This window comes from Halochromatium sp. NSM3, from assembly GCF_059621085.1.
Map to the genome: position 1 here is coordinate 1 of NZ_JCAQIA010000036.1, position 25,837 is coordinate 25,837.

Genomic DNA, 25,837 nt, shown 5'->3' on the forward strand with positions numbered 1-25,837 from the left:
GTCAGGCGGCTCAAGCTGGTGGGCAGCAGCCAGCACAAGCACCGACAGCAACGCCGCCCGGCCAAGCGACTCAGGTCGGGCAGCAGCCAGCGCAAGCACCGACAGCAGCGCCTCAGGGCCAAGCAGGGCAGGTGGCGCAACAAGCACCGGCAGCAATACCGCCAGGCCAAGCGAGCCAAGCGGCTCAGGTCTGGCAGCAGGCCGCAAAACAAGCGTCGACAGCAATGCCACAGGGCCAAGCAGCGCCGCAGCAGGCCCAAGCAGGGCAGGCGGCTCAGGCCGGGCAACAGGCAGCGCAAGCACCAACGGCCACGCCACAGGGCCAAGCAGGGCAGGCGGCTCAGGTCTGGCAGCAGCCAACCCAAGCGCCAACAGCAACACTCCCGCAAACGAGTTTGCCGGCCTTTGTACTCGGCCTATCGCGCGCGGCCGAACCCATGCCAGGGCTGGGCCAGGGCAAGGGACCGGTCGCCATGGGCGCGACCTCATCCGCTGGCGGAACGGGTTCACCGGCGGCCACGGGTGCTCCCTCGACGTCGCTTCCAGGCCAGGCCACTAGCACGCCGGGTCCGGCAACGAGCTTCGCCGCGACCGCAGCACGCGAAGGCAGCGTGCAACAGCAGGCCCAGGCCGCGAGTGCCGAGATGGCGGCGCTGCGCTCGGCGCCCCTGCAACGCGGTGGCGAGCCCATCCACGAGAGTTTGCAAGGACTGGTGCGCCATCAACTCGAGATGCTCGCGACACCGGTGCTGCGTTGGGAAGGCGATGTCTGGTCCGGCATCTTCATGGCCCTGATGATTCAGCCTCCGCCCCGGCGCGATGAGGGACGCCAGCCTTCGGACGAGGAGGCGTCCGAGCGGGAAGACGACGCTGACGCCCAGCATTGGCATTCCAGCATGACACTGCGGGTGAGCGGGTTGGGCGAGGTTGGGGTAAAGCTGTGGCTGAGCGAGACTCGCCTCGACCTCGAACTGGTCGCCGCCGATGACGAGGTGCGAGCAGCCCTGGCTCGGGGCATCGGTCGGCTCAGATCACGGCTTGAGGCCTATGATTTGAACGAGGTTGAGATTCGCTTGCGCGCGGCCGAGCCGGAACCCGAGCGCGGGCCTGAATCCGAGTCCGAATCCACTGCTGCAACGGCACCTCAATCAGCCTCGGCATCGGCTGCCGCCGCCGAGACGCAGGCATGAGCGAGACCCGCAACGATGAGCGGCTGCGCGCCGTTGCGCTGGCCTATCGCGAAGGCGATGAGGCACCACGCGTGTTGGCCAAGGGCTATGGCGACATCGCCGAGCGCATCATCGAGGAGGCCGGGCGGCAGGGCATCTATGTCCACGGTGCCCCGGAGTTGGTGGCCTTGCTGATGAATCTCGATCTCGATGAACAGATTCCACCCAATTTGTATCAGGTCATCGCCGAGTTACTGGTGTGGGTGCGGCAGATCGCCGACGAGCAGCCGGCGAACGCCAGCGAGGCCCGCCCGAGCTAGGGCCGTCGTCCAGACTGCGATCCGTCCGCGCTAGGCCGCCCGCCGCCGAGCCTTTGCGCCGGCGTGATGGGCGAGGTCATCCGGCGTCATCGACGCCATCCAGTCCGCAGCCTCGTCAAAGTGATTGCCCGTGAAGCGCGCCTCCACCTCGGGCGCGAGCCTGAACACCGCGACGGCCTTGCGCAGGCGCTCGGCCTCAGCTTCGACCTGGTCCGCCGCCTTGGCATCCTGTCGCACCAAGTCCGCATTCTGCTGAGTGACCTGATCCATCTGCGCGATGGCCTGGTTGACCTGCTCGATGCCATGACTCTGCGCTTGCGAGGCCGAGGCGATCTCGTCCACGAGCCGGTTGACCTGATGCACGGCGGTGACGATCTCGCCGATGGTCTCACCGGCCTTGTCCGCGCGGGCGGTGCCGGCATCGACCTGAGTGGCCGAGGTTTCGACGAGCGCGCGAATCTCCTTGGCCGCATCGGCGCTGCGCCCGGCGAGACCGCGCACCTCACCGGCCACCAAGGCGAAGCCTTGGCCTTGCTCGCCGGCCCGGGCCGCCTCCACCGAGGCATTGAGCGCGAGCATCCTGGTCTGCTGCGCGATGCTGTCGATGACCTCGATGACTTCGGTGATCTGGCGCGAACTCTGGCTGATCTCATGCATGGTGGAGACCAACGCGCTGATCGCCTCGCCGCCGGCGCCGGCGGTGCGCGCCGCCTGCTGGACCAGCCGCCGCGCATGATGGGCATGGTCGGCATTCTCTTTGACCCTGGACGCGAGCGCCTGCATGCGCGAGGCGGTCTTCTTCAAGCGCGCCACTTGTTGCTCGGTGCGGACCGAGAAGGCATTGTTGCCGGTGGCGATATGCTGCGCGCCGCGATGCACGGCGTCGCTGCTCAGGCGCACCAGGGCGAGGGTGCGCGACAAGCGCTGTTGCAGCCCTTGCACGGCGGCGCAGAGTTGGCCGATCTCGTTGTTGCCGAGGTGCTCCAGCGGCACCGAGAGGTCGCCATAGGCCATGGCGTCGAAGCCGGCAACAACCCGCTCCAGCGGGCGCAGCACATTGACCGTCACGCCCCAGAGCACGAGGATCACGGTCAGCACGGCGAGCCCCAGCACACCGAAGAGGGCCAGGCGCACCCGGTCCGCAAGCACGGCGAAGTCCTGCTGGCGCTCGACGCCGAAGGCACCGGCATGAGGGGCGAGTTCGGCGATGCTGCTGGTTGCACGTTCCAGTAGAAACAGCCCCAGGCCGCCGAGCAGGATGATCAGCAGTAGCAGGGCCCCGAGCGCCAACAGCCAGCTCAGTCGCATTGTCATGTTGTGCATGCTTCTATCGCAATGCCTGCCCAAGCCGTCTCTCGCCGCTTGCTCGGCCGACGCGCTCAGTCTGGATTCAGGCGCCCCGTGGACTCACAGGCGAACTCACTCACCAACCTGCTCGACCAAGGCCATCTCCTTGCTGGTCAGGAGTTTGTCGATATCGACCAGGACCAGCATGCGATTCTCCAGGCTGCCCAAGCCGCTGAGGAAATCCGAGGACAGACTCATGCCGAGTTCCGGCGCGGGTTTGATCTGATCCGGGGTCAGGGTCATGACATCGGAGACGCCATCGACGACGATGCCGACGATCCGCTCGGAGACGTTGACCACGATCACCACAGTCTGACCATCATAGTCGACCTTGTCGAGATGGAATTTGATGCGCAGGTCGACGATCGGCACGATCACGCCGCGCAGATTGGTCACGCCCTTGATGAATTCCGGGGCGTTGGCGATGCGGGTGACATTCTCGTAGCCGAGGATCTCTTGCACCTTGAGGATGTCGATGGCGTACTCTTCCTCGCCGAGCGAGAACACCAGATACTGCCGATTCTCGCCGTCGGATGCCGTGAGGGTATCCTCGGTGCTGTAACGATTCATGAGAGATCAACCTCCGTGGGTGAAAGCGGGGCTTTTTTGGGCGCCCTGGAGCGGTGCCCTTGGGCATCCTTCTTGCTCAAGCTGAGCTGATGCAGTCCGGGGATATCGAGGATCAGCGCGACGCTACCATCGCCGAGGATGGTGGCCGCAGAGACCCCGGGGACTTTGCGGTAATTGGTCTCGAGGTTCTTCACCACCACCTGCTGCTGACCGATCAATTCGTCGACCAAGAGCGCGTAGCGACGACCCTCGCCCTGAACGATCACGGCAATGGACTGCAGCGGATCGGTCTGGGCATTGGCGACGTCCATCGCCTGATGAACGGCGACCACCGGCAGGTATTCGTCGCGCATCCTCAGCACCAGATCCTGGCCGGCCATCTCGTAGAGTTCATCCTTGGAGGGCTGCAACGACTGCAGCACCGTGGACAGCGGCAGGATGAAGACCTCGTTGCCGACCTTGATCGACATGCCATCGAGGATGGCTAAGGTCAGCGGCAGGACGATGCGGATGGTCGTGCCCTGGCCGGGCGAGGACATGATCTGGACATGCCCGCCGAGGCTCTGGATGTTGCGTTTGACCACATCCATGCCGACACCACGGCCGGAGACATCGGTCACCTCCTTGGCGGTGGAGAAGCCGGCCGCGAAGATCAGTTGCCAGACCTCGTCGTCGGTCATACTGTCGGAGACGTTGAGGCCGTTCTCGCGCGCCTTGGCGAGCAGTTTGTCGCGGTTCAGCCCGGCCCCGTCATCGATCACCTCGATGATGATGTTGCCGCCCTGATGGCGCGCCGAGAGGATCAGCTTGCCCTTGCGAGGCTTGCCCGCCGCCTCGCGCACCTCGGGCAGTTCGATGCCATGGTCGAGACTGTTGCGCACCAGATGGGTGAGCGGATCGATGATGCGCTCGGTGAGGCTTTTATCGAGTTCGGTCGATTCGCCTTCGGTGCAGAGTTCGATCTCCTTGCCGAGCTTGCTCGAGGTCTCGCGCACGACGCGCGGAAAGCGGCTGAAGACGAAGTCCATCGGGATCATGCGGATCGACATCACCGATTCCTGCAGATCGCGGGCGTTGCGCTGCAGCAGGCTCATGCCATTGATCAGCGCGCCGTTGGCGACGCCGTCGAGTTCGCTGACGGTCTGATCGAGCATCGACTGGGTGATGATCAGTTCGCCGACCAGATTGATGATCTGGTCGACCTTCTCGACCGAGACCCGGATCGACGAGGACTCGGCGCCGCCCTTGGGCTTGGCTTTGGCCGTCGGTTGCGCGGCGGGCTTCTTGGTCTCGGCTGGGGTCTCGGTGGGTGGCTTGGCGGGCGCGGGCTCGACGGCTTCGGCCACGGGAGCTTGCGCGGTCGGTGCTGGCGACTCAGGCTCGGTGGGCGCCGGCTGTGCGGTCGCAGCGGGCGGCACCGTGGTGGTTTCAATCTGTTCGGGCTCGATGATGAAACACATCACCGACTCGATATCGGCGGCGCTGGTGGTGGTTTCGAGCGCGACCTCATAGCGCGTCTCGTTGCCGGATTGCCCGTGAATCTTGCCGAATTGTTCAAGCTCTTCGACCAGCAGCGCGCGGTTCTCCGCGCTGACGCCCAATAACGCGATGAGCAGATGCTCGCCTGCGGGCGTGTCGCTGTCCGCCGCCGTCTGCGAGGCTGTCGGTGCGCTTGACTCCTGGGACTGAGCCGCAGGCGCGCCCGCCTTGCCGTTGAGACTGTTGCCCATCTCCTCCAAGGCCAACTGCCGCAGGGTATTGCAGATGCGCTCGAAGGCCGCTTGATCGGGCTCCTCGCCGTTGCGATAAGCGGTCAGCTGATCGTTCAGCATATCCTTGGTTTCCAGGAAGATATCGACGATATCTCGACGCAGCTTAAGCTCCCCGTGGCGGGCGTGGTCGAGTATGTTCTCGAACAGGTGGGTGGTGTGTTGCAGCGCCTCGAAACCAAAGGTTCCGGCGCCACCTTTAATCGAATGGGCGGTCCGGAAGATGGCGTTGAGCTGCTCGGCGTCTGGGTTCTCGACATCGAGTTCGAGAAGATGACGCTCCATGTCCGCCAGCAACTCTTCCGCTTCCTCGAAGAAGGTGTCGTAGAAATCGGTAATATCCATCCGCGTTTCCTGTTCCCGAGCTGTCGACGGGGGCGAGTTCGTCTGTCACGTTCAGGCTGTAGTGTTACGCTGTCTTGGCCGGCGCTCAAGGGTGGCGGTCAGAGATGACAGCAGCGCGAGGGCGTCGACAAATCGTTCACCCTGGCGGCGCCGCGCAGGGTTTTGCCAGCGCGCGAGGGTGGATGACAGATGCCGCAGACATAGTCCTGAACGGGTGTATAGGCATGCACGACGAATTGACCACCGCAGCGCGTGCAGCAGGTCAACTGTAGCAGATCATTCTCGAAGAAGCGCATCAGCGTCCAAGCGCGGGTCAGACCCAGCACCGTGTCTTGCCCGCCGATGTGCACCTGCTCCTGGTACAGCCGGAAGGCGCGCACAAAGGCGCCGATGCGATCACAGCCGTAGTCTTCATGCAAGCGATGATAAATGTTGATAAACAGCGAGGCATGCAGATTGGGCGACCAGGTAATGAACCAGTCCGTGGAGAAGGGCAGCATCCCCTTCGGCGGGGATTTGCCGCGCAGTTCCTTGTAGAGTTTGGTCAGATAGGCGCGGCTCAGATCGGTCTCGGTTTCGAGCACCTGTAAACGCGCACCGAGTTCAATCAGCTCGATGGCGAGCTGGACCTGCTGCATTTCGGTGACTGGACTTTTGAGTGCCATGGCTCAAGTTCCCGTGTGCTCGGCCCCTGTCTTGCGCGGATGAGAGGCCATCAGGAGCGAGGAGTGAAAGCCTGACAGGTCATGTTCGCGCTGATGATGGGTGACCGCGCGCAACTGCGCGGCGTCCTCATAGCCGAAGCGGCACAGGAGCTGATTGCTGCGCGCCAGCTTGGCGAGCTGACGCGCGCTCAGCGAGAGCAGCAACTCGGCCATGTCGCTGTCGATCTTGAGGCGAAACATGGCGCTGGGCTGATCACGTTGCAGCATGCGCTGGGCAAGCAGCAGATAGGTCAGGTTGAGGTCTTCGATCTCATTGATCAGGCTGGTTTCGTTCATCGGTCCCTGTGCTCGGTTCGCGGAAAGGATGGCTCGGAGCGAGGCAGCGCTGATGGCTGCTCGGACAGCTCGGCACCGAGTTCGAAGGCATCGATCAGCGTCTTCAGATGCTCGGCGAGTTCGCGCATATGGGCCGCCGAGAAGGAGGTCTGATTGACCATGGCGGCATTCTGCTGGGTCACCGTGTCCAGCTCCGTGACGGCCGTGTTGACTTCGGCAACGCCGGCGCTTTGCTCGCCGGCACTCGCGCTGATCTCGCCGAGCACATCATGCACATTGTTGATGCTGGTCATGATCTTGCCCATGGTGTGGCTGGCCTCCTGCACCCGTTCGGTCCCCAGGCGGGAGCTTTCCACCGACTTCTCGATCACCGTGCGAATCTCGCGCGCGGCCCCCTGGGAACGCTCGGCGAGGGTGCGGACCTCCTGCGCGACCACGCCGAAGCCGCGGCCATGTTCGCCGGCGCGCGCCGCCTCGACCGAGGCGTTGAGCGCGAGGATATTGGTTTGAAACGCGATGCCGTCGATCAAGGTGACGATATCGGTGATGCGGGACGAGGCCCGGTCGATCTCCTGCATCGTGGTTTCGAGCGCCTGCATCGCCGAGGTGCCTTGCGCGACCACCTCGCTGGCCTCGGCCGAGAGCGCGCTGGCCTGATTGGCGGACTCGGCGCTATGCGCCACGGTCGAGGCGATCTCCTCCATGGCCGCCGAGGTTTGCTGCAGGTTGGAGGCGGCCTCATCGCTGCGGCTGGCGAGATCCTGGCTGCTCTGGGCAATGGCGCCGGCGGTTTGAAAGACGTCTTGCGCGCTCCTGCTGACGTCTTGCAGCGTCGTCTGCATGCGCGAGACGAAGGCATTGAATTGATGCGCCAGCTCGCTGAGTTCATCGCGGCCGCTGTCATCGAGGCGCCGGGTCAGGTCGCCCTCGCCCTCGCCCTCGGCGATATTGCCCATCGCCTCCGCAGTCTGCTTGATCGGCCGGGTAATGGTGCGGGCGATCAGCAGTGCCAAGAGCACGCCGACGCCCAAGGTCAGGGCGGTGATGAGCAGGGCCGCGTTGCGCGCGGTGGCGGCGCGCTCGAGGTAAGAGGAGCGGTCGAACGCCACCTCGAGCACACCGGCCGGCTCCCCGGAGAAGTCGCGGATGACCGCGCCCATCACCGCCATCGGCGTGCCCGCATGGGTGCCGTGTTCGATCGTCTCCTCGCCGTTCATCGCCGCTTCCAGCGCCTGCTCGCTCAGCAGCGGCTGCTCGTCGACGGTCGAGGCAAAGGTGCTGAAGCTGGCACCATCGGGCAGGCGCAGCGCGGCTTCGGCGCCATATTGGGCGTGGAAGCGCTCGAAAAAGTCCTGGCCGAAGCTCATGCCGAACTCCAGCGAGCCGATATGCGAGCCCTGCCACTCGACCGGCACCAGGCTGCGAATGCCGAGCCCGTAGACGCCACGCTCCAGACCCGAGATGGGGGCCCGGTTGCGGTTGGTCTCGATGATGGTCTGGCGAATGTCGGTGAGGTCGTCACCGAACTTTTCCGGGCCATGCACGCGCAGAAAGGAGGTGGCCGGTGGCCGGTGGAATTGAAACTGGGCGATGCCGTGATCGGCTTTCAGCTGATCGAAGCCGGGCACGAACCAGTCCGCAAGCTGTTCGCGCTCGCCCTCGGCGAAGGCCTGCCGCACCTCGGGGATGCCAGCGATTAGCGCACTCATGGCACTGCCCCGGCGGCTCTCCGCCTCCAGCGCGGCCACCAGATTGCCATGCAGGGAGCGCAACTCGCGCCGCTCGGCCTCCTGGATCACCGCATCGAGACGGTTGAGCAGGAAGGGCACGATGATGGCGATCGCCAGCAGCAGCATCGCAATAAACCCCGCAACGATGCGGACTCCGATTGGAAAGTGGTTTAGGCGCATGACTTCAGGCCTGCCTGATGGCTTGCGGATTGATCCAACAGCGGATCGCGCTACAGGGTCTGCTTCAACAAGAGTTCGACACGGCGGTTGGCGGAACGCCCCTCCGGTGTGTCGTTGCTTTCCAGCGGTTGTGTATCGGCATAACCGATCGCGCGCAAACGGGTTTCCGGGATACCGGCGGCGCTCAGATAACGTAACACCGCGATCGCGCGCGCCGTCGACAGCTCCCAGTTGGACGGGAAACGGGCGGTGGCGATGGGGATGTTATCGGTGTGGCCCTCGACCGAGATCTGCCCCTCGATGTTTTCCAGCATCGGCACCAGCGACTCGATGACCTCGCCGCCGCCGGCGGTCAGCTCGGCCTGGCCGCTCTTGAACAAGAGGTTGTCATCGATGCGCAGGGTGATGCCTTGTTCGCCTTCGTCGACGCTGACCCCTTCCATCTCCAACCCCTCGAAGCGCGGTTGCAGACCGTCGTGGCGTGGCTGGATACCGGTGGTCTTGGGGCCGATCTCGGTCGAGGGGATGCCCGGTTGCGTCTGCGTCTCATACTCGGCCTTGCCCAGCATCGACACCATCAACACGAACAGCGTGATCAGCAGCGTCAGGACATCGAGATAGCTGATCAGCCAGCTCTCGGTTTGGTCACCTCCGCGCGGGGTTTCGAGCATCGAGACGCGGGCACGCTGCACCATGGCTTAACTCTCCTGACTCGTTTACGGGTCAACTTGGGTCACGAATCTCATCGTGGTGTTTGGCCATGAAGGAGTTCAGTGTCTCCTCGATGAAGGAGGGCAGGCGGCGCTTGGTGATCAGCGAGATCCCCTCCAGGACCATGTTCATCGCGATCAGCCGCTCCTCGGTGCGCCGCTCCAGTTTGACCGCAAAGGGCTTGAACACCAGATTGGCGAGCAGGATGCCATAGAAGGTGGTCAACAGGGCGACGGCCATGCGCGGGCCGATGATCTCCAGATCACCGGCTTCCATGACCTCCAGCATGTTCACCAGACCGACCAGGGTGCCGATCATGCCGAAGGCCGGGGCGTAGGTGGCCATGGTATGGAAGACCTGCGCCTCGGCATGTTCGCGGGCCTTGAGCCGGGCGATGCGCCAGCTCAGCAGGTCGATGATCTCCTCCTCCTTGGTGTTGGAGATGACGAGCTGGATGCCGCTGCGCAGGAATGGATTGCGGGTCTGGGTGAGCGCCTTCTCGACAGCGCGCACATCGCCCTTGAACCAGAGCCGCGACATGTCCACCAACTCCTGGATGTCGTCGCGGACATAGGTGTTCTCGCGCCGGAAGACGACCCCGATCAGGCCGACCACGCGCAACACCTCGCGCAGCGGATAACTGATGAAGGTCGCCGCCATGGTGCCGGCCAGCACAATGGCCAGGCCCGGTAGATTGAGAAAGCTATCGGGCGACTCGGCGGCGAAGAAGAACACGCTGCCGAGGAGCACCATACTGGCGAGGATACCGATGAGTGTCGATGGATTCATAGTTCCTTGAGTTGAAAAGCAGCGGGTGGGAATTAGCGCTCCACAGGCGCTTCCTGCAAGCGCGCCCTGAGGCGGCTGAGCGCTTGGCTGTGCAACTGGCAAACGCGAGACTCGCTGACCCCGAGCACGGCGCCGACTTCCTTGAGGTTGAGTTCTTCCTGATAATAGAGCGCCATCGTCAGCTTCTCGCGTTCCGGCAGGGCCTCGATGGCCGCCACCAACTGATCCCGCCGCTCGCCCGCGAGGAGCGCGGTCAGCGATGGGTCGGCCGGGCGGCTGGCCGCTCCAGGCTCGACGCCCTCTTGGAGCAATTCCTCGAAGGGCAGAAACTGGCCATTGTTGGTGTCGTTGAGCAGGTGACGGTATTCGGCCAGATCCATATCGAGTTCTGCGGCGATCTCGTGCTCTTCCGGGGCGCGGCCGAACTGCTGCTCGAGCCGCTGAATGGCGTCATCCATCGCCCGTGCGTGACGGCGCACACTGCGTGGCAGCCAGTCGCGGCTGCGCAGCTCATCGAGCATGGCGCCGCGAATGCGCTGATTGGCAAAGGTCGCGAAGCTCGCCCCCTGGCTGGCATCGAAACGCCCCAGGGCCTCGAGCAGACCGAGGGTGCCGGCTTGGATCAGATCATCCAGTTCGACGCTCGACGGCAGCTTCATCTGCAGCGCGAGCGCTTGACGACGCACCTGCGGCAAATACTGCGTGATGAGTTCGTGCTGATCGATCTTGCCTTTCGCAGTATACATTCGGTTCGCCTAAGTCTCCCAAGGCTTCGTTCAGCGGTAATTGACGATCACCTGCAGCCCCTGCACGCGCACGGCTTGTCGCTGCCCCGGCATGAGCGAGAAATGGAAACGCAGTGCCGCGTCCGCCGGCAATCCCGCGAGGGCCTGACTCTGACCGCGCACGCTCGGCAGCGGCATGCAGCGCTGCGCTTGGCACAGGCGCGCGTTCAGGGCGCTGCCGGGTGGCTGCTCGAAGCGCCAGACGATGCTGTGGATCACGCCCGCATGCACACCGTCACCGGGTGGCAGCAGCGGACGCGAGAGGCTCTCGCGTTCGGCCAGGATGACCCTCAGCGACGGCGCGTTGGCCACCCAACTGCCGGCCGCCGCCGCCAACGCCGGCACCCATGCCAGCGTTACGGCCAGCGCCAGGAGCGCTCCGCCCTGCCTCGCCGTGCGCAGGGTGTCGACAATGCTCAGTCCTGGCATGCGCTATTTGCCTCCGATCAATTGGGTCACGCGCAGCGTGCGATCATCGGGAATCTCGGCCTGCGACATCACCACCAGATGCCGCAGGCGCCGACGCAGGAAGCGTGCGAGCACGGCTCTGAGGTTGTGCTGCACCACCAGCACCGGCGGATCACCGCCGGCCTCCTGACGCATCAGCGCCTTCTCGGCCTGCTGCATCAGGGTCTCGGCCAGCCCCGGCTCCAGCGCCCCGCTGCCGCTCATGGCCTGTATCAGGATCTGCTCGAGCTGCGCGTCCAAGCCAATCACCCTGAGTTGCTTTTCGCCGGGGAACCACTGTTGCACGATGGCGCGTCCGAGCGCGATCCGCACCAAGGCCGTGAGTTCACCCAGGTCTTGTTGTTGCGACGCATGTTCGGCCAGGGTATCGAGGATGCTGCGCAGATCCCGGATCGGCACCTCCTCGGCAAGGAGGTTTTGCAGCAGGCGCTGAAACGCGGTCAGCGAGATCAGCTTGGGCACCACATCCTCGACCAGGCTCTTCTGCTCCGCGCCGAGCTTATCGAGCAGACTCTGAACCTCGGCGCGCCCGAGCATCTCGGCGGCATGGCGATGCAGGAGATGGTTCAGATGCGTGGCGACCACGGTGCTGGCATCCACCACCGTATAGCCGTAGACCTGCGCATGCTCGCGCTGTTCACTGCCGATCCAGACCGCCGGCAGACCGAACGCTGGATCCTGCGTCGGCGTGCCCTCCAGCTTGCCGGAGACCTGCCCCGGATCAATCGCCAGCCAGCGCCCCGGGAAGACCTCGGAGCGGCCGATCTCGGCATCCTTGAGCGAGACCAGATAGGTATTCGGCCCGAGTTCCAGATTGTCGCGGATATGTACCACCGGCGGCAGGAAGCCGACATCCTGCGCGAACTTCTTGCGCACGCTCTTGATGCGGCCCAGCAGCTCCCCTTGCTGGCGCTGATCCACCAACGGGATCAGCCGATGACCGACCTCGAGCCCCAGGGTGTCGACCAGTTGCACATCGTCCCAGCTCGCTTCCGGTGCCTCCTGGGTGGTCGCCGGCTGCGCGCTACTCGCGGCCTGCGCGACCAGCAGCTTCTCCTTTTCGTGCAGGAGATACCAGGCCAAGCCACCGAGCAGGCTCGTGAAGATGAGGAAGACCAGATTCGGCATGCCCGGCACCATGCCCAACATGCCCATGACCACGGCGGCGAGGATCATCACCTGCGGGTTGACGAACAGCTGACTGATCATCTGCTGGCCGACATCCTGCTCGGTGTTGACGCGCGAGACGGTGACGCCTGCGGCGGTGGAGATCACCAACGCCGGAATCTGCGCCACCAAGCCATCGCCGATGGTCATCAGGGTGTAGGTGCGCCCGGCGTCGCCAAAGCTCATGTCATGCTGCAGCATGCCGATGAGCAGGCCACCGATGATGTTGATACCCATGATGACCAGGCCAGCCATGGCGTCGCCGCGGACGAATTTGCTGGCGCCATCCATCGAGCCATAGAAGTCGGCCTCCTGGGCCACCTCGCTGCGGCGCCGGCGGGCATCGTCCTCGCCGATCAGGCCGGCATTGAGGTCGGCATCGATGGCCATCTGCTTACCCGGCATGGCATCGAGCATGAAGCGCGCGCCAACCTCGGCGATACGCCCGGCGCCCTTGGTGATGACCATGAAGTTGATGATCACCAGAATCAGAAAGACCACCAGACCGACGGCGAAATTGCCGCCGACCAGGAACTCGCCGAAGGCCTGGATGACCTTACCGGCGCTGTCGCCGCCCTGATGACCTTCCATCAGGATGACCCGGGTGGAGGCCACGTTCAGCGACAGCCGCAACAAGGTCGTGAACAGCAGCACCGCCGGAAAGGCGGCAAAATCCAGCGGCTTCTGGGTAAACATGCTCACCAGCAGCACCATCACCGCGAGCGCGATGTTGAAGGTGAACAGCAGATCGAGCATGAACGGCGGCAGACGCAGGATCATCATGCCGAGGATCATCAAGATCAGCACCGGCCCCGCCAGCAGCTTGACCTGGAGATTGCCGAGCCAGGCCTGCTTTTCGAGCATTGCGGTGAACGCCGTCATCCTCGTGCCTCGACATTAGGGGTGGTGGCCGGAACCTGCAGCGCATCCGGGATCGGCAGGTCTTGGGGCGTTGGCGGTGGCGCGCCACCTTCCGCCTTGGCGCGTCGCAGCTGGAAGGCCCAGGCCATCACCTCGGCCACGGCCGTGTACAGCGCCATCGGAATCTCGGCGTCGAAATCGACATAGCGATAGAGCGCCCGCGCCAGCGGTGGCGCCTGCAAGCGCGGGATGTCATGGGCATCGCCCAGCTCGCGGATGCGCAGGGCCACCTGATCGACGCCCTTGGCCACCAGGCGCGGCGCCGCCATGCCCTGCTCGTCGTATTGGAGCGCGACGGCGTAGTGTTCGGGATTGGTGATGATGACGTCCGCCTCCGGCACCTTGCTCATCATGCGACCGCGCGCCATGGCTTGCTGTTGCTGGCGAATGCGCGCCTTGATCTGCGGGTCGCCCTCCGACTCCTTGTGCTCGCGTTTGACCTCGTCCTTGGACATCCGCAGCTTCTTGGCATGACTCCAGAGTTGATAGGGGACATCGATCAGGATCACAATCAGCAAGGTCAGCACCATCAGGCCGCTCCCCATGGCAGCCAGTTCGAGGGTTCTGGCGATCGCCTGTTGGATCGGCTGACTCATCAGATCCATGTAGACGCCGCGATTGGCGACCAGGAACGCCACCGCGACGCCGCCAATCAGGAGCGATTTGGCAATCGCCTTGGACAGTTCGACCAATGCCTGCACCCCGAACATGCGCTTGAGCCCCTTCATCGGGTTGAGCTTGGACAACTGCGGCTGGAGCGATTTGCTCGAGATCAACCACCCCCCGAGTAAGGCCGGCGAGGCCAGTGCCACCACCGCGAGCAGGAGAAACAGCGGCGTCATCGTGAGCAGGCTGCGTTCGACAAGATCGGTCGCCTTGACCAGCATCGGCGGCACCTCGAATATTTCTCGCCGCTCGAACAGAAACGCCTGCTCCATGATCAAGCCAAGCTGATCATAAATTAGCGCCCCCCCCAACCAAAAACCCACGACGCCGGCCAGCAGCATCATGAAGGTGGTCAGTTCACGGGAACGGGGAACCTGGCCTTCCTCGCGCGCCTTTTCCTGGCGTCGCGGAGTGGCCTCTTCGGTTTTTTCTTGATCGCTGCTCTGGTCTTCGGCCATGGCCGCTCACGGAACACACGTTTGAATCCGTACCATTGTGCGCGAGTGGTGGCCTGAGGGATAGTGACTCGTGCCGCACTTTGGGCGATCAGGCGGGAAACGCGTCTCGGCCCCGGCCTGGCTCAGAAGCCAAGCTCGTCGAGCAGCGCGTCGACTTGGTCTTGATTGCCGACGACATCGGCGGCCTCGGGGTCGAGCTGCGGGCCGTTGAGCAGGCTCTCGTCGCGTCCGCTGGCGCCGGCTTGCTTGCTGCTATCGGCACGGCGCTGCATCTGCTCGCGCGCCTGTCCCTCGGGCACGTTATCGATGAGAACCTGCACGAGCTGACTTTCGATCTCATGGATGACTTCCATCATCTTCTTGATCACCTGGCCGGTCAGGTCCTGAAAGTCCTGGGCCATCATGATCTCGAGCAATTCCTTGTTGGTGGCGTCGGTCTTCTCCGGCACCCCGCCGAGAAAGGCGCGCGTCTCCTGGACCAGCTCACGCGCCTCGTTGAGTTCCTTGGGCTCGGCGAACCACTCGCCCCAGCGTTCGTCGAGTTCCTTGGCGCGGGTGCCGAGTTCCTCCTGCAACGGTTGTGCGCGGTCGATGGCATTTAACGCCCGATTCGCCGCTTGTTCGGTCATATTGGCGACATAGCTCAGCCGCTCGCGCGCATCGGGAATGGCCTCGGCGGCCTTCTCGATCTCCTTATCGAGCCCGAGTTCGCGCATGTTATCGCGCAACATGCGCGTCAGGTTACCGATGCGGTTGATCAGGTGCTCGAGGCCTTGCTGATCATCATCGGGCTTCGTGGTTGAGGTCATCGTCTCTCTCCTGTCATCCGGGCCTTGTTGCTCCGGGATTACCAGCCCAGTTTCTCGAAGATCTTGTTCAGTTTTTCATCAAGGGTGGCGGCGGTGAAGGGTTTGACCACATAACCACTCGCCCCAGCTTGCGCTGCGGCAATGATGTTCTCTTTTTTGGCTTCGGCGGTGACCATCAACACCGGCAGATGCTTGAGCCCGTCGTCGGCACGGATCTGTTTCAGCATCTCCATGCCGTCGAGATTGGGCATGTTCCAGTCAGCCACCACGAAATCGAACGCACCGGCCTTGAGTTTGTTCAGGGCGTCCTGACCATCCTCGGCTTCCTCGACATTCGAGAAGCCCAGCTCCTTGAGTAGGCTGCGCACGATGCGCCGCATGGTCGGGAAGTCATCCACCACCAGGATACTAATGCTCTTGTCTACCATCGCGAGTTCTCTGTCAATTCGTTGCTAAAAGGCTTCCCACTCGTCTTCGGACGCCGTGGGCGGATGTTGATCGCGCTTGCGCGGGGCCTCCAACTGAGCGGTCTTGTGCGGTGCGCTCGAGCGTGGACTGGACCTGCTCGTCGCTGTCTTGCTCAGACGGAATGCCGAGATCGCCTGCTCCATGCGGTCCGCCTGCTCCTCGAGGGAAGCGGCCGCTGCCGAGGCCTCCTGCACCAGCGCCGCATTCTGCTGGGTCACCTGATCCATCTGGCCCACGGCCTGACTGACCTGATCGATACCCTGACTCTGCTCTTGGGAAGCGGCCGAGATCTCGTCCATGATATCAGTCACACGGCGCACCGCCCCAACCACTTCTTCCATGGTCGCCCCGGCGCGCTCGGCCAGCGATGAGCCGTCCTGAATCTGGGCGACGGCGCCCTCGATCAAGGTCTTGATCTCCTTGGCCGCATCGGCGCTGCGGCTGGCCAGATTGCGCACTTCCCCGGCGACCACGGCAAAGCCGCGACCCTGCTCGCCGGCGCGCGCCGCTTCCACCGAGGCATTGAGCGCCAGGATATTAGTTTGGAAGGCGATGGAGTCGATCACGTTGGTGATCTCGGCGATCTGCTGGGAGCTTGCCGAGATCCCATGCATGGTCTTCACCACGCGACCCACGACCTCGCCCCCGCGCTCGGCGGTGGAGGATGCCTCGAGGGCGAGGCCACTGGCCTGGCGCGCATTATCGGCGTTTTGCTTCACGGTTGCGGTCAGCTCTTCCATGCTCGAGGCGGTCTGCGCCAGCGCCGAGGCTTGCTGCTCGGTGCGCGAGGAGAGATCCGCGTTGCCGGTGGCGATCTCGCTCGCGCCGCCATGAATCGCCTGGCCGCTCTGGCGTACCTCGCCAATCACGCTCGCCAGTTGCGCCACCATGCGTTTCATCGCCACCAGCACACTGCTGTTGTCGTTGGGCCTGGTATCGATCTCCAGGCTCAGATCCTGATTGGCGACCTGATTGGCGATCGCGGCCACCTGATAGGGCTCGGCCCCCAACTGACGATTGATCCTGGCGATGATAAACCAGGCCAGTAGGATGCCACCGAGCAGGGCCATCGCCAAGATGGTGATGGTGATGACGCGGATGTTCCGGTACTGGCTTGATGCTTGTTGATAGTCGGCCTTGGCCCCCTCCAACTGCACATCCATCAGGGCACTAAAGCCTTCGGAGATGGGGTCGATGGCGGGGTAGAGGGTATCGCTTAAGAACTGCTCGAGCGCCTCGCCATCCTCGCGTTGCAGGATCTCCCGCAGCCGGGCAAGGACAGGCTCCGCATTCGCCATCAGTGGCCTGATCCCATCGACCAGGCGCTGCTCTTGCGGCAGTAATACGTGGCCTAGGTAAGCATCCCAACTCGAGCTGATCTTATCGAGTGCTGTGGAGACATTCTCCCGACCCCGGGACCAATCGAGGATGCCATCGCTGACCTTGTTCGATGAGTCGACGATATTGACGGCATAGCTCTCCACGATGGACTGAAGCTGGCGCAGCGGAATCACGCGATCCTCGTAGACGGTTTGGAGTCCTTGCACGGCGGCGTTTTGCCCGTACAGCCCCAGCACCCCGAGCGCGATCATGGCCGCTGCAAAGGCACCCACCAGCAGGCTGAGCTGGGACGCGATTTTCATCTGTGTGAACATGGGGTCATCCTGAGTGTGTCGTCGTCGAACCGAGTCCCGAAAGGGCTCAGACCCGCTGCGCGCGCCCAGAGGCGGCAGCCAATTCCATCAGTCGCGGCGCGATCGCCTCGAGCGTCACCACCTCGCTGGCTCCGCCGAGTGCGATCGCCTCGCGCGGCATGCCAAAGACCACGCAACTGGCCTCGTCCTGGGCGATGGTGGGGGCGCCGGCGTTGCGCATCTCCAGCAGACCGGCCGCGCCATCCTTGCCCATGCCGGTGAGGATGACGCCAATGGCGTTACGCCCGGCATACTGCGCGGCGGAATGGAAGAGCACATCCACCGAGGGACGATGCCGGTTCACCGGCGGGCCCTCATCGAGCTTCGCGACATAGTTGGCGCCACTGCGGGCCAGCTTCAGATGCTGCCCGCCGGGGGCGATGTAGGCATGGCCCGGGAGCACGCGCTCGCCGTCTTCGGCCTCCTTCACCGCGATCTGGCTGAGCCGGTCGAGCCGCTCGGCGAACGAGCGCGTGAAGCCGCCCGGCATGTGCTGTGTGATCAGGATGCCCGGGCTGGTGGCTGGCAAGGGCTCCAAGACCCTGCGGATGGCCTCGGTGCCGCCGGTCGAAGCGCCGATGATGAGCAGCTTTTCACTCGAGATGATGGGCGCCTTGAGCCGTTCCGGGGGGGCTTCACGGCGATGTACCGCCTGGCGCGGGTGCGACTGGGCGGCGGCGCGGATCTTTTCGGTGATCTCCTCGGTATAGCTGAGCATGCCGCGGCGGATGCCGAGCGAGGGCTTGGCGACGAAATCCAGCGCGCCGAGTTCGAGCGCGCGCATCGTGACTTCCGAGCCGGCCTGGGTCAACGACGAGACCATGAGCACCGGCATCGGGCGCAGGCGCATCAGTCGTTCGAGAAAATCGAGGCCATCCATGCGCGGCATCTCGACGTCTAGCGTGAGCACGTCGGGATTGTGTTGTTTGATCAGATCCCGCGCCACGATCGGGTCCGAGGCCAAGGCGACGACCTCCATATCCGGCTGGCTGCCGATGATCTCACTGAGCAGGTCGCGAATCAGCGCCGAGTCATCGACGCAGAGGACCTTTATCTTGGCTGAACTCAAGGCAGGTCTCCTCTACCTGATAATGGGACGGCACATGCTTGCATTGACCTGGCGCACCTGATACCTGCTGTCAGCCTAGGGTATAGATGGTTTGGCCACGCAGCCGGAAGGCCTGGGTGATATAGGAGAAGTTCTCGGAGTGGCCGGCAAACAGCAAGCCATCCGGTTTGAGGAGGGGGGCGAACCGCTCGAGGATGCGGGCCTGGGTCGGCTTGTCGAAATAAATCATGGTGTTACGACAGAAGATGGCATCGAATGGCCCTTTGATCGACCATCCGGGGGCGAGCAGATTGAGCACCTCGAATTCCACCATGTTACGCAACTCGGGGCGCACGCGCGCCAGCCCGGCCTGGCCGCCGGTGCCGCGTTGGAAGAAGCGCTTGATCCGCGCCTCGTCCATCTTGTGCACCTGCTCGAGCGGATAGATGCCCGCGCGGGCCTTGGCCAGAGCCTCGGTATCGATGTCGGTGGCGAACACCTTCGCGTCTGCGGCGCGCGACCCAAGGGTCTCGCTGAGGGTGATGGCGATGGAGTAGGGCTCCTCGCCCGTCGAGGCGGCCGAGCACCAAACCCGCACGGCGCCGGTGCGGTCTTGAATGTGCTTGGCTAACTGCGGGAAATGGTGTGCTTCGCGGAAGAAAGCGGTGAGATTCGTCGTCAGGGCGTTGGTAAAGGCTTCCCATTCCTTGGCATCGGGTCGTCGCTCCAAGCGCGCGAGATAATCGCTAAAGCGCGTCAGCCCGTAGTGGCGTAGGCGTTTGGCCAAGCGGCTATAGACCATCTCGCGCTTGTGCTCGGCGAGCACGATGCCGGCACGCTGATGGATGAGTTCGCGAATGCGTCTGAAGTCGGTATCGGTCAGTTCGAGATCCCGATCCACCGATCCATAAGAAGACCAACCACTGGTCGAGGCGGTCGGCTGCTGCGCGAAATCGTTCAAGCTTCCCCCCATCCTTTCGTCCCCTGGCTAATCCGCCCCGTCGTGGGCCCGACGCACGGGCAATCGGGGCAGCTTATCGCTGCGGCTGCTTTCTGCATAGGCTAAACAGCTGCGAGGGTGGGGCTGGTCGGTGATCGCTCGCGCGCGCTCAGGCCGACACTTTAATGCGCCCGGATCGCGGGCCGGTGCGTCCTTGCGTATCGTACAGCGTCTTTTCCGAGACCGAATGGATCAGGTCGAGCATGCGTTGATTCTGCTTGAGGCGCATCCAAAGCATCGAGCCGGCAAGCTCATTGCGCCGGGCGGCGTGCTCGCTGGCGGCGCGCACCGCGTTCCAGTCATCGAGGCAGTCGGCCTCGCGCGCCGCTTGTCGGGCGCCCTCGTCGCCCTCGGGATAGCCGTGCTCGGCCTGGAGCGCGCGGCGTTGCTGCTCGCTGTGCTCGAGCTGCTCCAGCAGCGATTGCTTATCAGCGGCGATGCGTTGCAGCAACTCGCCATCGATGGTGCCCGCCGCAAGCGCCTCGCACTCTTGTTCCACCAGCAGCGTCAGGCGCTGGAGGCCATCGCGTTGCGTGCCGAGCAGTGTTGCAAGACTCATTATTCTACCTAATTGTCTAGCGTTCGAGGAGATCGCGGACGCTGGCGATGAGCCCATCGGCGATGCGATCGGCGCGGATCTCGAGTCGGCCTTCGCGAATCGCCTCGCGGATCGCCTCGACGTTGACGAGGTCGATGTCTTGATCAGTGGCCGCAGCCTCGCGGTGCAGATGCGTCTGCACGGCCGGGGGCGTCTGCCCGGAATCCCCGCGCGTCGGCCCCTCGACCTTATTGGACGGTTCTTTCGCCGGTTGGCTGACAGGATACAGTGGATGGTGGATGTCGATCTTCAAGGTACTTGCCTCATGCCCAATGCTTCCTTTTATTATCGGCCTGCGTAGAGGGAACTTTAGTCAACTCAAAAGTCAATTGCCAGTTTGGCCGGGCCGACGACGGTGGCGTTGATCAATTCGCGCCGCCCAAATCGCACCCGCACGCGCTCGCCGAGCCCCCCGGAATCCAGTGCTTCGCCCTCGCGGGAGACGCGAAAGTGGGCGCCCCGCGCCTCGACAACGACCTGCTGGCCGCGCTTCACCAACAGCTTGGGCTGGAATTGACGCTGCTGCAAGGGCTCGCCGGCCTTGAGTGGCTGGCGAACGACCTGGCCGATGATCGACTCCGGCTCGAGCACCGAGTCGCGCGGGAGATCGCTGAGGTTGCCTTGGCGCTGCGTCAGCATGTCCGCCGTGACCAGGGTGCCGGGCGCCAGATCCCGTGTGAGCACCGGATAGTCGCCATAGCGGCTGATCTCGGCCTGCAGATAGCGCACCTGGCGCCCTTGCTGGCCGCAGCGCACGCCGACCGAGATGCGCCCCTCGAGCGCGCGTGTGCGCCCAGGCAGAAAGGGCTCGGGCGAACGGCAGGGTGGCAGTTTCGCCGTGGGCGGGGTAAGCTCGATCATCAAATCCTCGCCCTGCTCGCTGGCTTGCTCATGCAAGAAGGCCTGGACCGCCTGTAACATCGCCTCATCGGCGCGCGCCGGCGTCGCGATCGCCCACAGTGGCGCGAGCAGCAGCACCAGTGCAAGCGGCTCAAAAGCCAAAGGCCCAAGCAAGGGATTGAGCGTGCACCAGCGCATGGATTGGACTATAACCCCCGGATTCTTTTTGAAAAACGGAAATAATCGCGAAAAGCGAGGTTGTTTGCCCCTTTGGGCTTGCACTTGGCAGACTATGCTTCACCTTACTTCACAGACAGCGCTGCTCGCCAGAGGACGCGGATGATCGACCAGCTTGAAGCCGCCTTCCAGTTCGGCCAAAAGGCCATCGCCCTGCGCCAGGAGCGCCACGAGGTACTCGCCAGCAATATCGCCAATGCCGACACGCCCAAGTACCTGGCGCGCGATATCGACTTCTCCAGCGAGCTGAAGAAAGCCCTCGAGCGTGAGCGCCAAACCGAAGAAGGGCTCAAGCTCAATCGCACCTCGGTGCGCCACATCCCGGGCCAGGCTCCGCCGCTGCTGAGCCTCGAGGACGATAGGCTGCTCTATCGCATCCCGGCGCAGCCGAGCCTGGACGGCAACACGGTCGAGATGGAACAGGAGCGCACCCAGTTCCTCGATAACGCCATGCGCTATCAGGTGGGGATCAACCTGACCACCGGCCGCATCCAGGGGCTCAAGAACGCCATGCAGCCCGAGTAAGTGCCTCCGACAAGCCCGCATCGCCCCCGCATCATCGATCAGAATCAGCTTCAGGAACAGCGCCGATGGCCCTCTTCTCCATCTTCGATATCGCCGGCTCGGCATTGCAAGCCCAGTCCCAGCGCATGAACGTGACCGCCAGCAACCTCGCCAACGCCAACAGCATCACCGATCCCGAGGGTGAACCTTATCGCGCCAAGCAGGTCTTCTTCGAGAGCCTAGCGAGCGACAAGACGCGCGGCATCGGCGGCGTGCGGGTGCGCGAGGTGCAGGACGATCCGGCACCCTTTCGCCTGGAGTACCAGCCCGACAACCCGCTCGCCGACGAGCAAGGCTATGTGCGCATGCCGAATGTCGAGCCGGTCCACGAGATGGTCAACATGATCTCGGCCTCGCGCTCCTATGAGGCCAATGTCGAGGTCATGAACACCAGCAAGCAGATCATGATGAAGACGCTGACCATTGGAGAGGGTTAATAGAGATGATCAACGGCATTGAAAACACTGCAGCGGCGAGCGCCAACGCCGGTGGCACCCCGCCGCTGAGCCAGCGCCAGTCCGACGAACTGCGCGAGAGCTTCCTGCTCCTGCTCACCACCCAACTGCAGAATCAAGACCCGCTCAACCCGCTCGAGAACGCCGAGATGACCTCGCAGATCGCGCAGATCAACACGGTCAGTGGCATCGAGCAGCTCAATCAAACCCTCAAGCTCATCACCGGCCAGATCGACGCTAATCAGGCATTGCAGGCCAGCACCTTAATCGGTAAGGGCGTGATGGTGCCGGGCAATAAGGTGCTGCTGGAGAAGGATGACGAGGGCGAGGTCTTCACGACGCCGTTCGGCATTGAGTTGGATGAGCCGGCCGAGAAGGTCCAGGCCATCATTACCGACTCTGCTGGGCAAGTCCTTAGTCGCCTTGAACTCGGTGCGCTCGACGCGGGCATCCACTCCTTCAACTGGGACGGTCTCACCAGTGAAGGCGTGGCCGCTGAATCTGGTGCTTATCGCGTGCAATTCGAGGCGCTTGACGCTGATGAAGAGTCCATCGCCGCCGAGACTCTGAATTACGCCCAGGTGGGCGCAGTGACGCCGCAGGATCGTAATGGTGATGTCCAGCTCGATCTCGGCGCCATCTATGGGCAGGTGGGCCTCGACGCGATCCGCCAGATCCTCTGAGCCAAAACCTTAGACTCCAAAGCCGATCTCATGCCCAATCCAATCATAAGGAGAGCATCTCAATGAGCTTCTCACAAGCACTCAGCGGCCTGCGCGCGCAGGGCGAAAACATCCGAGTTATCAGTAACAATATCGCCAACTCGCAAACGGTTGGTTTCAAAAACTCTCGAGCCCTTTTTGCTGATATTTTTGCCGGTGCTGGCGGTGGTAACCAGGTGGGATTAGGTGTTCGCGTGACTGATATCATGCAGAACTTTTCCTCTGGAGCCTTAGAGAATACTGGTCGCGCCCTAGACTTGGCGATCGCGGGCCAAGGTTTCTACCGCCTGGAGAAGACGAACGGTGAGATCGTCTATTCCCGCAATGGTCAATTCAACCAAGATGCTAACGGATTCCTTGTCAACGGAACCGGTCAGTTTTTGACGGGGTTTGGTTTGACTGACCCGAATAACCCATTCTCGGCACTTGCCGCTGGCGGCGCGCCGCAGCGCATACAGATTCCGCAAGATGCTCTTGGTCCTAACGCCACGACTCAAGCAGATGCAATCTATAATTTGGATTCTTCTACGATTGATTCCACGACTGATCCCACGAGTGTCCAGACCGCAGATCTTGTGGACACTGCGGGAACTGTTACCCCCGTCGACTACCATTATTCCTCTAGCTTCACGACTTTTGATTCGCTTGGAAATGAGCGAACAATTTCGGTTTATTATGAGAAAACAGCTAATAATACTTGGACGGCAACAGTTGCTTTAGATGGAGTTGTAAATGTAGGGGCTGCTTCTGAATTTACATTAAACTTTGACTCGAACGGTGAGTTAGTTGCTGGTGGTGCCATTACAGCCCTAGGTGGAGTCGCGACTGATCCTAATGGGACCGCAGTAGATGGAGAAATTACACTAACATTCCCTAATTTAGCTGGTACTCCTCCTTACGATCTTGGTGGCGCGGCAGATCTCGAGTTCGACCTCGACCTCGCGGGAACCACCCAATTCAACACCGAATCGGTCCAAAACAGCCTGACCCAAGATGGATATGCGCCCGGCGCGCTGATCGGTATCGAAATCGAGGATGATGGCACGGTCATGCGCATCTTCAGCAATGAAGAACGCCGCGCTGCTGGCCAAATCGTGCTCGCTAATTTCATCAATCCCGAAGGATTGTCTCCAGATGGCGACAATGCCTGGCGTGAGGCGCGAGCGTCCGGGCAGCCTAACATCGGCGTGGCTGGCACCGGCGTCTTCGGCACCATCGAGGGCCAGACGCTCGAGAGTTCGAATGTCGATCTCGCGACCGAACTCGTCAACATGATCATCTCGCAGCGTGCTTATCAGGCCAACTCGACCTCAATCAGCACCCAGGACGAGTTGCTGCAAACCATCATCAACCTCTAATCACTCATGGACCGCATCCTCTACACCGCCATGAGCGGCGCCAAGCAGGGCATGGACCGCCAGGCGGTGGTCGGCAACAACCTGTCGAATGTCGCCACCGCCGGCTTTCGCGCGCAGCTGTTCGCGGCGCGCGCGGTGCCGGTGCAGGGCGAGGCGCCGCTACCCACGCGCGCCTCGACCGTTGCTTCCACGCCCGGCACCGATTTCACCCCTGGCCCGATCAACACCACCGGCCGTCCGCTCGATGCTGCCGTCGACGGGCGCGGCTGGATCGCGGTGCAGGCCGAGGATGGCACCGAGGCCTATACCCGTCGCGGCGATCTGCAGATCGATAACAACGGCGTGCTGAAGATCGTCGGTCGCCCGGTGGTCGGCGACGGCGGCCCCATCATCGTGCCGATCGATTCCCAGCTCAGCCTCGGCGAGGATGGCACCCTGAGCGCCATCGGTCCCGGCGAGGGGCCGGAGGCGATCGCCGATGTCGCCCGCATCAAGCTCGTCGATCCCGGCGCAGAGGTCTTGGAGCGCGGTGACGATGGCCTTTTCCGCCTGCCCGAGGATGACGCCGGCAATATCCCCAACTTGCCCCAAGATGAGGCGGTGCGGTTAGCCAGCGGCAGCCTCGAGGGCAGCAATGTCAGCGCCGTCGAGGCGATGGTGGCGATGATCGACGCGGCCCGCCATTACGAGATGCAACTATCGGTGATTAGCACCACCGACGAAACGACGCAACGCGCCAATAGTTTGCTGGCGTTGCAAGGCTGAGGCGCGGCGCGGCCCCATCACGACGCTCGCATGACTCCCCAGCACAGCTTTTAAGGAACCTCCCTCATGATCCGATCGCTCTCGACCGCCAAGACTGGGCTGGAAGGCCAGCAGTTCAAGCTTGATGTCATCACCAATAACCTCGCCAACGTCGGCACCAATGGCTTCAAACAATCGCGCGCGGTGTTCGAGGATCTGCTTTATCAGAACCTGCGCCAGCCTGGTGCCTTGAACAATGCACAGGATCGCTTGCCCTCGGGGATGCAGGTCGGGGTTGGTGTGCGTCCGGTAGCGACCGAGCGTCTGCACACCCAGGGCAGCCCTGAGTTCACCGGTAACTCGACGGATTTGGCGATCAACGGCAGGGGCTTTTTCCAGGTGCTGATGCCGGATGGCGACATTGCCTACAGCCGTGACGGCGCTTTTCAACGCGATGAGAACGGCCAGCTCGTCACCGTGAACGGCTTCCCGCTGGAGCCGGCCATCTTCATTCCTGACAATGCCCTCGATATCACCGTTGGCGAGGATGGCATCGTCTCGGTGCGCTTGCCTGGGCAGCCAGAGGACGAGGAGGTCGGCCAGATTACCCTGTCTACCTTCATCAACGATACCGGCCTCGAGAGCGTCGGCCGTAACCTCTACATGGAGACCGCCTCGTCGGGGCCGCCGAACGAGAACCTCCCCGGCTTCAATGGCACCGGAATGCTGATGCAACGCTATGTGGAGACTTCCAACGTCAATGTGGTCGAGGAGATGGTGAGCATGATTCAGGCCCAGCGCGCCTATGAGATCAATAGCCGCGCGATCCAGACCAGCGACGAGATGCTGGCTCGCCTGGCGCAGCTCTAGGCTGGGGCTTGGTGTGAGTTCCCGCGCATGAGTG

The 25,837-nt window shown here is 63.0% G+C and carries 29 protein-coding genes; 8 read left to right on the forward strand and 21 right to left on the reverse strand.

The window, feature by feature from the left end:
- Positions 1-231, reverse strand: a 231-nt coding sequence (locus AC54T3_RS13860) for a hypothetical protein (protein ID WP_496625624.1), incomplete at its 3' end; no start/stop codon positions are given.
- On the opposite strand from AC54T3_RS13860, the gene fliK reads away from it, so the two are divergent.
- A complete protein-coding gene (gene fliK / locus AC54T3_RS13865; RefSeq protein WP_496625626.1) occupies positions 225-1,190 on the forward strand; it encodes a flagellar hook-length control protein FliK in 966 nt (321 codons plus the stop codon). The two genes, AC54T3_RS13860 and fliK, sit on opposite strands and share 7 nt — an antisense overlap.
- On the forward strand, positions 1,187-1,489 hold the full coding sequence (locus tag AC54T3_RS13870; RefSeq protein WP_496625628.1) for an EscU/YscU/HrcU family type III secretion system export apparatus switch protein: 303 nt from the start codon (positions 1,187-1,189) through the stop codon (positions 1,487-1,489). The genes fliK and AC54T3_RS13870 overlap by 4 nt, the downstream gene beginning before the upstream one ends.
- A 30-nt stretch (positions 1,490-1,519) precedes the next feature.
- On the opposite strand, the gene AC54T3_RS13875 is transcribed toward AC54T3_RS13870, so the two are convergent.
- The 20 genes from AC54T3_RS13875 to flgA all read right to left on the reverse strand — a co-directional run bounded on the left by AC54T3_RS13875 (position 1,520) and on the right by flgA (position 21,051).
- Entirely contained in the window at positions 1,520-2,812 is a 1,293-nt protein-coding gene (locus AC54T3_RS13875) for a methyl-accepting chemotaxis protein (protein WP_496625630.1), read from the reverse strand.
- Positions 2,813-2,908: 96 nt separating this feature from the next.
- Positions 2,909-3,406 carry a chemotaxis protein CheW gene (locus AC54T3_RS13880; protein WP_496625631.1) on the reverse strand — a complete coding sequence of 166 codons (498 nt, stop codon included), beginning with the start codon at positions 3,404-3,406 and terminating at the stop codon, positions 2,909-2,911.
- Positions 3,403-5,520, reverse strand: coding sequence for a chemotaxis protein CheA (gene cheA / locus AC54T3_RS13885; RefSeq protein WP_496625633.1), 2,118 nt, complete (start codon positions 5,518-5,520; stop codon positions 3,403-3,405). Before cheA ends, AC54T3_RS13880 begins: the two co-directional genes overlap by 4 nt.
- A 98-nt stretch (positions 5,521-5,618) precedes the next feature.
- Positions 5,619-6,185, reverse strand: a complete 567-nt coding sequence (flhC, locus tag AC54T3_RS13890) for a flagellar transcriptional regulator FlhC (protein WP_496625635.1) — start codon at positions 6,183-6,185, stop codon at positions 5,619-5,621.
- 3 nt (positions 6,186-6,188) lie between these two features.
- Positions 6,189-6,521, reverse strand: coding sequence for a flagellar transcriptional regulator FlhD (gene flhD / locus AC54T3_RS13895; protein ID WP_496625637.1), 333 nt, complete (start codon positions 6,519-6,521; stop codon positions 6,189-6,191).
- The gene (locus AC54T3_RS13900; RefSeq protein ID WP_496625639.1) at positions 6,518-8,377 is read right to left on the reverse strand and encodes a methyl-accepting chemotaxis protein; all 1,860 of its coding nucleotides are present in this window, start codon (positions 8,375-8,377) and stop codon (positions 6,518-6,520) included. The genes flhD and AC54T3_RS13900 overlap by 4 nt, the downstream gene beginning before the upstream one ends.
- A 104-nt stretch (positions 8,378-8,481) precedes the next feature.
- Entirely contained in the window at positions 8,482-9,126 is a 645-nt protein-coding gene (locus AC54T3_RS13905; protein ID WP_496625641.1) for an OmpA/MotB family protein, read from the reverse strand.
- Positions 9,127-9,154: 28 nt separating this feature from the next.
- On the reverse strand, positions 9,155-9,931 hold the full coding sequence (locus AC54T3_RS13910) for a motility protein A (RefSeq protein ID WP_496625642.1): 777 nt from the start codon (positions 9,929-9,931) through the stop codon (positions 9,155-9,157).
- 32 nt (positions 9,932-9,963) lie between these two features.
- The gene (locus tag AC54T3_RS13915) at positions 9,964-10,677 is read right to left on the reverse strand and encodes an RNA polymerase sigma factor FliA (RefSeq protein WP_496625644.1); all 714 of its coding nucleotides are present in this window, start codon (positions 10,675-10,677) and stop codon (positions 9,964-9,966) included.
- A 30-nt stretch (positions 10,678-10,707) separates the two neighbouring features.
- Positions 10,708-11,145, reverse strand: coding sequence for a flagellar protein FlhE (locus tag AC54T3_RS13920; protein ID WP_496625646.1), 438 nt, complete (start codon positions 11,143-11,145; stop codon positions 10,708-10,710).
- Between the two features lie 3 nt (positions 11,146-11,148).
- Positions 11,149-13,215, reverse strand: a complete 2,067-nt coding sequence (flhA, locus tag AC54T3_RS13925; protein ID WP_496625692.1) for a flagellar biosynthesis protein FlhA — start codon at positions 13,213-13,215, stop codon at positions 11,149-11,151.
- A 14-nt stretch (positions 13,216-13,229) separates the two neighbouring features.
- A complete protein-coding gene (flhB, locus tag AC54T3_RS13930) occupies positions 13,230-14,396 on the reverse strand; it encodes a flagellar biosynthesis protein FlhB (RefSeq protein ID WP_496625648.1) in 1,167 nt (388 codons plus the stop codon).
- Positions 14,397-14,518: 122 nt separating this feature from the next.
- Positions 14,519-15,205, reverse strand: a complete 687-nt coding sequence (cheZ, locus tag AC54T3_RS13935) for a protein phosphatase CheZ (RefSeq protein ID WP_496625650.1) — start codon at positions 15,203-15,205, stop codon at positions 14,519-14,521.
- 38 nt (positions 15,206-15,243) lie between these two features.
- The gene (gene cheY, locus AC54T3_RS13940) at positions 15,244-15,633 is read right to left on the reverse strand and encodes a chemotaxis response regulator CheY (RefSeq protein WP_496625652.1); all 390 of its coding nucleotides are present in this window, start codon (positions 15,631-15,633) and stop codon (positions 15,244-15,246) included.
- Positions 15,634-15,657: 24 nt separating this feature from the next.
- The gene (locus AC54T3_RS13945; RefSeq protein WP_496625654.1) at positions 15,658-17,328 is read right to left on the reverse strand and encodes a methyl-accepting chemotaxis protein; all 1,671 of its coding nucleotides are present in this window, start codon (positions 17,326-17,328) and stop codon (positions 15,658-15,660) included.
- Between the two features lie 46 nt (positions 17,329-17,374).
- Positions 17,375-18,436 carry a protein-glutamate methylesterase/protein-glutamine glutaminase gene (locus tag AC54T3_RS13950; protein WP_496625656.1) on the reverse strand — a complete coding sequence of 354 codons (1,062 nt, stop codon included), beginning with the start codon at positions 18,434-18,436 and terminating at the stop codon, positions 17,375-17,377.
- A gap of 70 nt (positions 18,437-18,506) precedes the next feature.
- Positions 18,507-19,316: a CheR family methyltransferase gene (locus AC54T3_RS13955; protein ID WP_496625693.1), complete on the reverse strand. Its 810-nt coding sequence runs from the start codon at positions 19,314-19,316 to the stop codon at positions 18,507-18,509.
- A gap of 208 nt (positions 19,317-19,524) precedes the next feature.
- Positions 19,525-19,974, reverse strand: a complete 450-nt coding sequence (locus AC54T3_RS13960) for a flagella synthesis protein FlgN (RefSeq protein WP_496625658.1) — start codon at positions 19,972-19,974, stop codon at positions 19,525-19,527.
- A gap of 16 nt (positions 19,975-19,990) precedes the next feature.
- Positions 19,991-20,266, reverse strand: a complete 276-nt coding sequence (locus AC54T3_RS13965; protein WP_496625659.1) for a flagellar biosynthesis anti-sigma factor FlgM — start codon at positions 20,264-20,266, stop codon at positions 19,991-19,993.
- Between the two features lie 65 nt (positions 20,267-20,331).
- Positions 20,332-21,051 (reverse strand): flagellar basal body P-ring formation chaperone FlgA, encoded by a 720-nt coding sequence (gene flgA, locus AC54T3_RS13970; protein ID WP_496625661.1) that lies wholly within the window; start codon positions 21,049-21,051, stop codon positions 20,332-20,334.
- A gap of 141 nt (positions 21,052-21,192) precedes the next feature.
- Here flgA and flgB point away from each other — a divergent pair, with 141 nt between their 5' ends.
- The 6 genes from flgB (at position 21,193) to flgG (ending at position 25,803) form a co-directional block, all read left to right on the forward strand.
- Complete coding sequence (gene flgB, locus AC54T3_RS13975) at positions 21,193-21,615, forward strand: flagellar basal body rod protein FlgB (RefSeq protein WP_496625663.1); 423 nt, start codon at positions 21,193-21,195, stop codon at positions 21,613-21,615.
- Positions 21,616-21,680: 65 nt separating this feature from the next.
- Positions 21,681-22,091: a flagellar basal body rod protein FlgC gene (gene flgC / locus AC54T3_RS13980; RefSeq protein ID WP_496625665.1), complete on the forward strand. Its 411-nt coding sequence runs from the start codon at positions 21,681-21,683 to the stop codon at positions 22,089-22,091.
- Between the two features lie 5 nt (positions 22,092-22,096).
- Complete coding sequence (locus AC54T3_RS13985; RefSeq protein ID WP_496625667.1) at positions 22,097-22,792, forward strand: flagellar hook assembly protein FlgD; 696 nt, start codon at positions 22,097-22,099, stop codon at positions 22,790-22,792.
- Positions 22,793-22,854: 62 nt separating this feature from the next.
- Positions 22,855-24,189, forward strand: a complete 1,335-nt coding sequence (gene flgE / locus AC54T3_RS13990; protein WP_496625669.1) for a flagellar hook protein FlgE — start codon at positions 22,855-22,857, stop codon at positions 24,187-24,189.
- Positions 24,190-24,195: 6 nt separating this feature from the next.
- Positions 24,196-24,954, forward strand: a complete 759-nt coding sequence (locus tag AC54T3_RS13995) for a flagellar basal body rod protein FlgF (protein WP_496625670.1) — start codon at positions 24,196-24,198, stop codon at positions 24,952-24,954.
- Between the two features lie 66 nt (positions 24,955-25,020).
- The gene (gene flgG, locus AC54T3_RS14000) at positions 25,021-25,803 is read left to right on the forward strand and encodes a flagellar basal-body rod protein FlgG (protein ID WP_496625672.1); all 783 of its coding nucleotides are present in this window, start codon (positions 25,021-25,023) and stop codon (positions 25,801-25,803) included.
- Positions 25,804-25,837: the final 34 nt, after the last annotated feature.

Bases quoted from the DNA above. Each gene is read 5' to 3' on its own strand.
- fliK (WP_496625626.1), top strand. From the start codon at position 225: ATGCCACAGGGCCAAGCAGCGCCGCAGCAGGCCCAAGCAGGGCAGGCG.
- AC54T3_RS13870 (WP_496625628.1), top strand. From the start codon at position 1,187: ATGAGCGAGACCCGCAACGATGAGCGGCTGCGCGCCGTTGCGCTGGCC.
- AC54T3_RS13875 (WP_496625630.1), bottom strand. From the start codon at position 2,812: ATGCACAACATGACAATGCGACTGAGCTGGCTGTTGGCGCTCGGGGCC.
- AC54T3_RS13880 (WP_496625631.1), bottom strand. From the start codon at position 3,406: ATGAATCGTTACAGCACCGAGGATACCCTCACGGCATCCGACGGCGAG.
- cheA (WP_496625633.1), bottom strand. From the start codon at position 5,520: ATGGATATTACCGATTTCTACGACACCTTCTTCGAGGAAGCGGAAGAG.
- flhC (WP_496625635.1), bottom strand. From the start codon at position 6,185: ATGGCACTCAAAAGTCCAGTCACCGAAATGCAGCAGGTCCAGCTCGCC.
- flhD (WP_496625637.1), bottom strand. From the start codon at position 6,521: ATGAACGAAACCAGCCTGATCAATGAGATCGAAGACCTCAACCTGACC.
- AC54T3_RS13900 (WP_496625639.1), bottom strand. From the start codon at position 8,377: ATGCTGCTGCTGGCGATCGCCATCATCGTGCCCTTCCTGCTCAACCGT.
- AC54T3_RS13905 (WP_496625641.1), bottom strand. From the start codon at position 9,126: ATGGTGCAGCGTGCCCGCGTCTCGATGCTCGAAACCCCGCGCGGAGGT.
- AC54T3_RS13910 (WP_496625642.1), bottom strand. From the start codon at position 9,931: ATGAATCCATCGACACTCATCGGTATCCTCGCCAGTATGGTGCTCCTC.
- AC54T3_RS13915 (WP_496625644.1), bottom strand. From the start codon at position 10,677: ATGTATACTGCGAAAGGCAAGATCGATCAGCACGAACTCATCACGCAG.
- AC54T3_RS13920 (WP_496625646.1), bottom strand. From the start codon at position 11,145: ATGCCAGGACTGAGCATTGTCGACACCCTGCGCACGGCGAGGCAGGGC.
- flhA (WP_496625692.1), bottom strand. From the start codon at position 13,215: ATGCTCGAAAAGCAGGCCTGGCTCGGCAATCTCCAGGTCAAGCTGCTG.
- flhB (WP_496625648.1), bottom strand. From the start codon at position 14,396: ATGGCCGAAGACCAGAGCAGCGATCAAGAAAAAACCGAAGAGGCCACT.
- cheZ (WP_496625650.1), bottom strand. From the start codon at position 15,205: ATGACCTCAACCACGAAGCCCGATGATGATCAGCAAGGCCTCGAGCAC.
- cheY (WP_496625652.1), bottom strand. From the start codon at position 15,633: ATGGTAGACAAGAGCATTAGTATCCTGGTGGTGGATGACTTCCCGACC.
- AC54T3_RS13945 (WP_496625654.1), bottom strand. From the start codon at position 17,328: ATGTTCACACAGATGAAAATCGCGTCCCAGCTCAGCCTGCTGGTGGGT.
- AC54T3_RS13960 (WP_496625658.1), bottom strand. From the start codon at position 19,974: ATGAGTCTTGCAACACTGCTCGGCACGCAACGCGATGGCCTCCAGCGC.
- flgA (WP_496625661.1), bottom strand. From the start codon at position 21,051: ATGCGCTGGTGCACGCTCAATCCCTTGCTTGGGCCTTTGGCTTTTGAG.
- flgB (WP_496625663.1), top strand. From the start codon at position 21,193: ATGATCGACCAGCTTGAAGCCGCCTTCCAGTTCGGCCAAAAGGCCATC.
- flgC (WP_496625665.1), top strand. From the start codon at position 21,681: ATGGCCCTCTTCTCCATCTTCGATATCGCCGGCTCGGCATTGCAAGCC.
- AC54T3_RS13985 (WP_496625667.1), top strand. From the start codon at position 22,097: ATGATCAACGGCATTGAAAACACTGCAGCGGCGAGCGCCAACGCCGGT.
- flgE (WP_496625669.1), top strand. From the start codon at position 22,855: ATGAGCTTCTCACAAGCACTCAGCGGCCTGCGCGCGCAGGGCGAAAAC.
- AC54T3_RS13995 (WP_496625670.1), top strand. From the start codon at position 24,196: ATGGACCGCATCCTCTACACCGCCATGAGCGGCGCCAAGCAGGGCATG.
- flgG (WP_496625672.1), top strand. From the start codon at position 25,021: ATGATCCGATCGCTCTCGACCGCCAAGACTGGGCTGGAAGGCCAGCAG.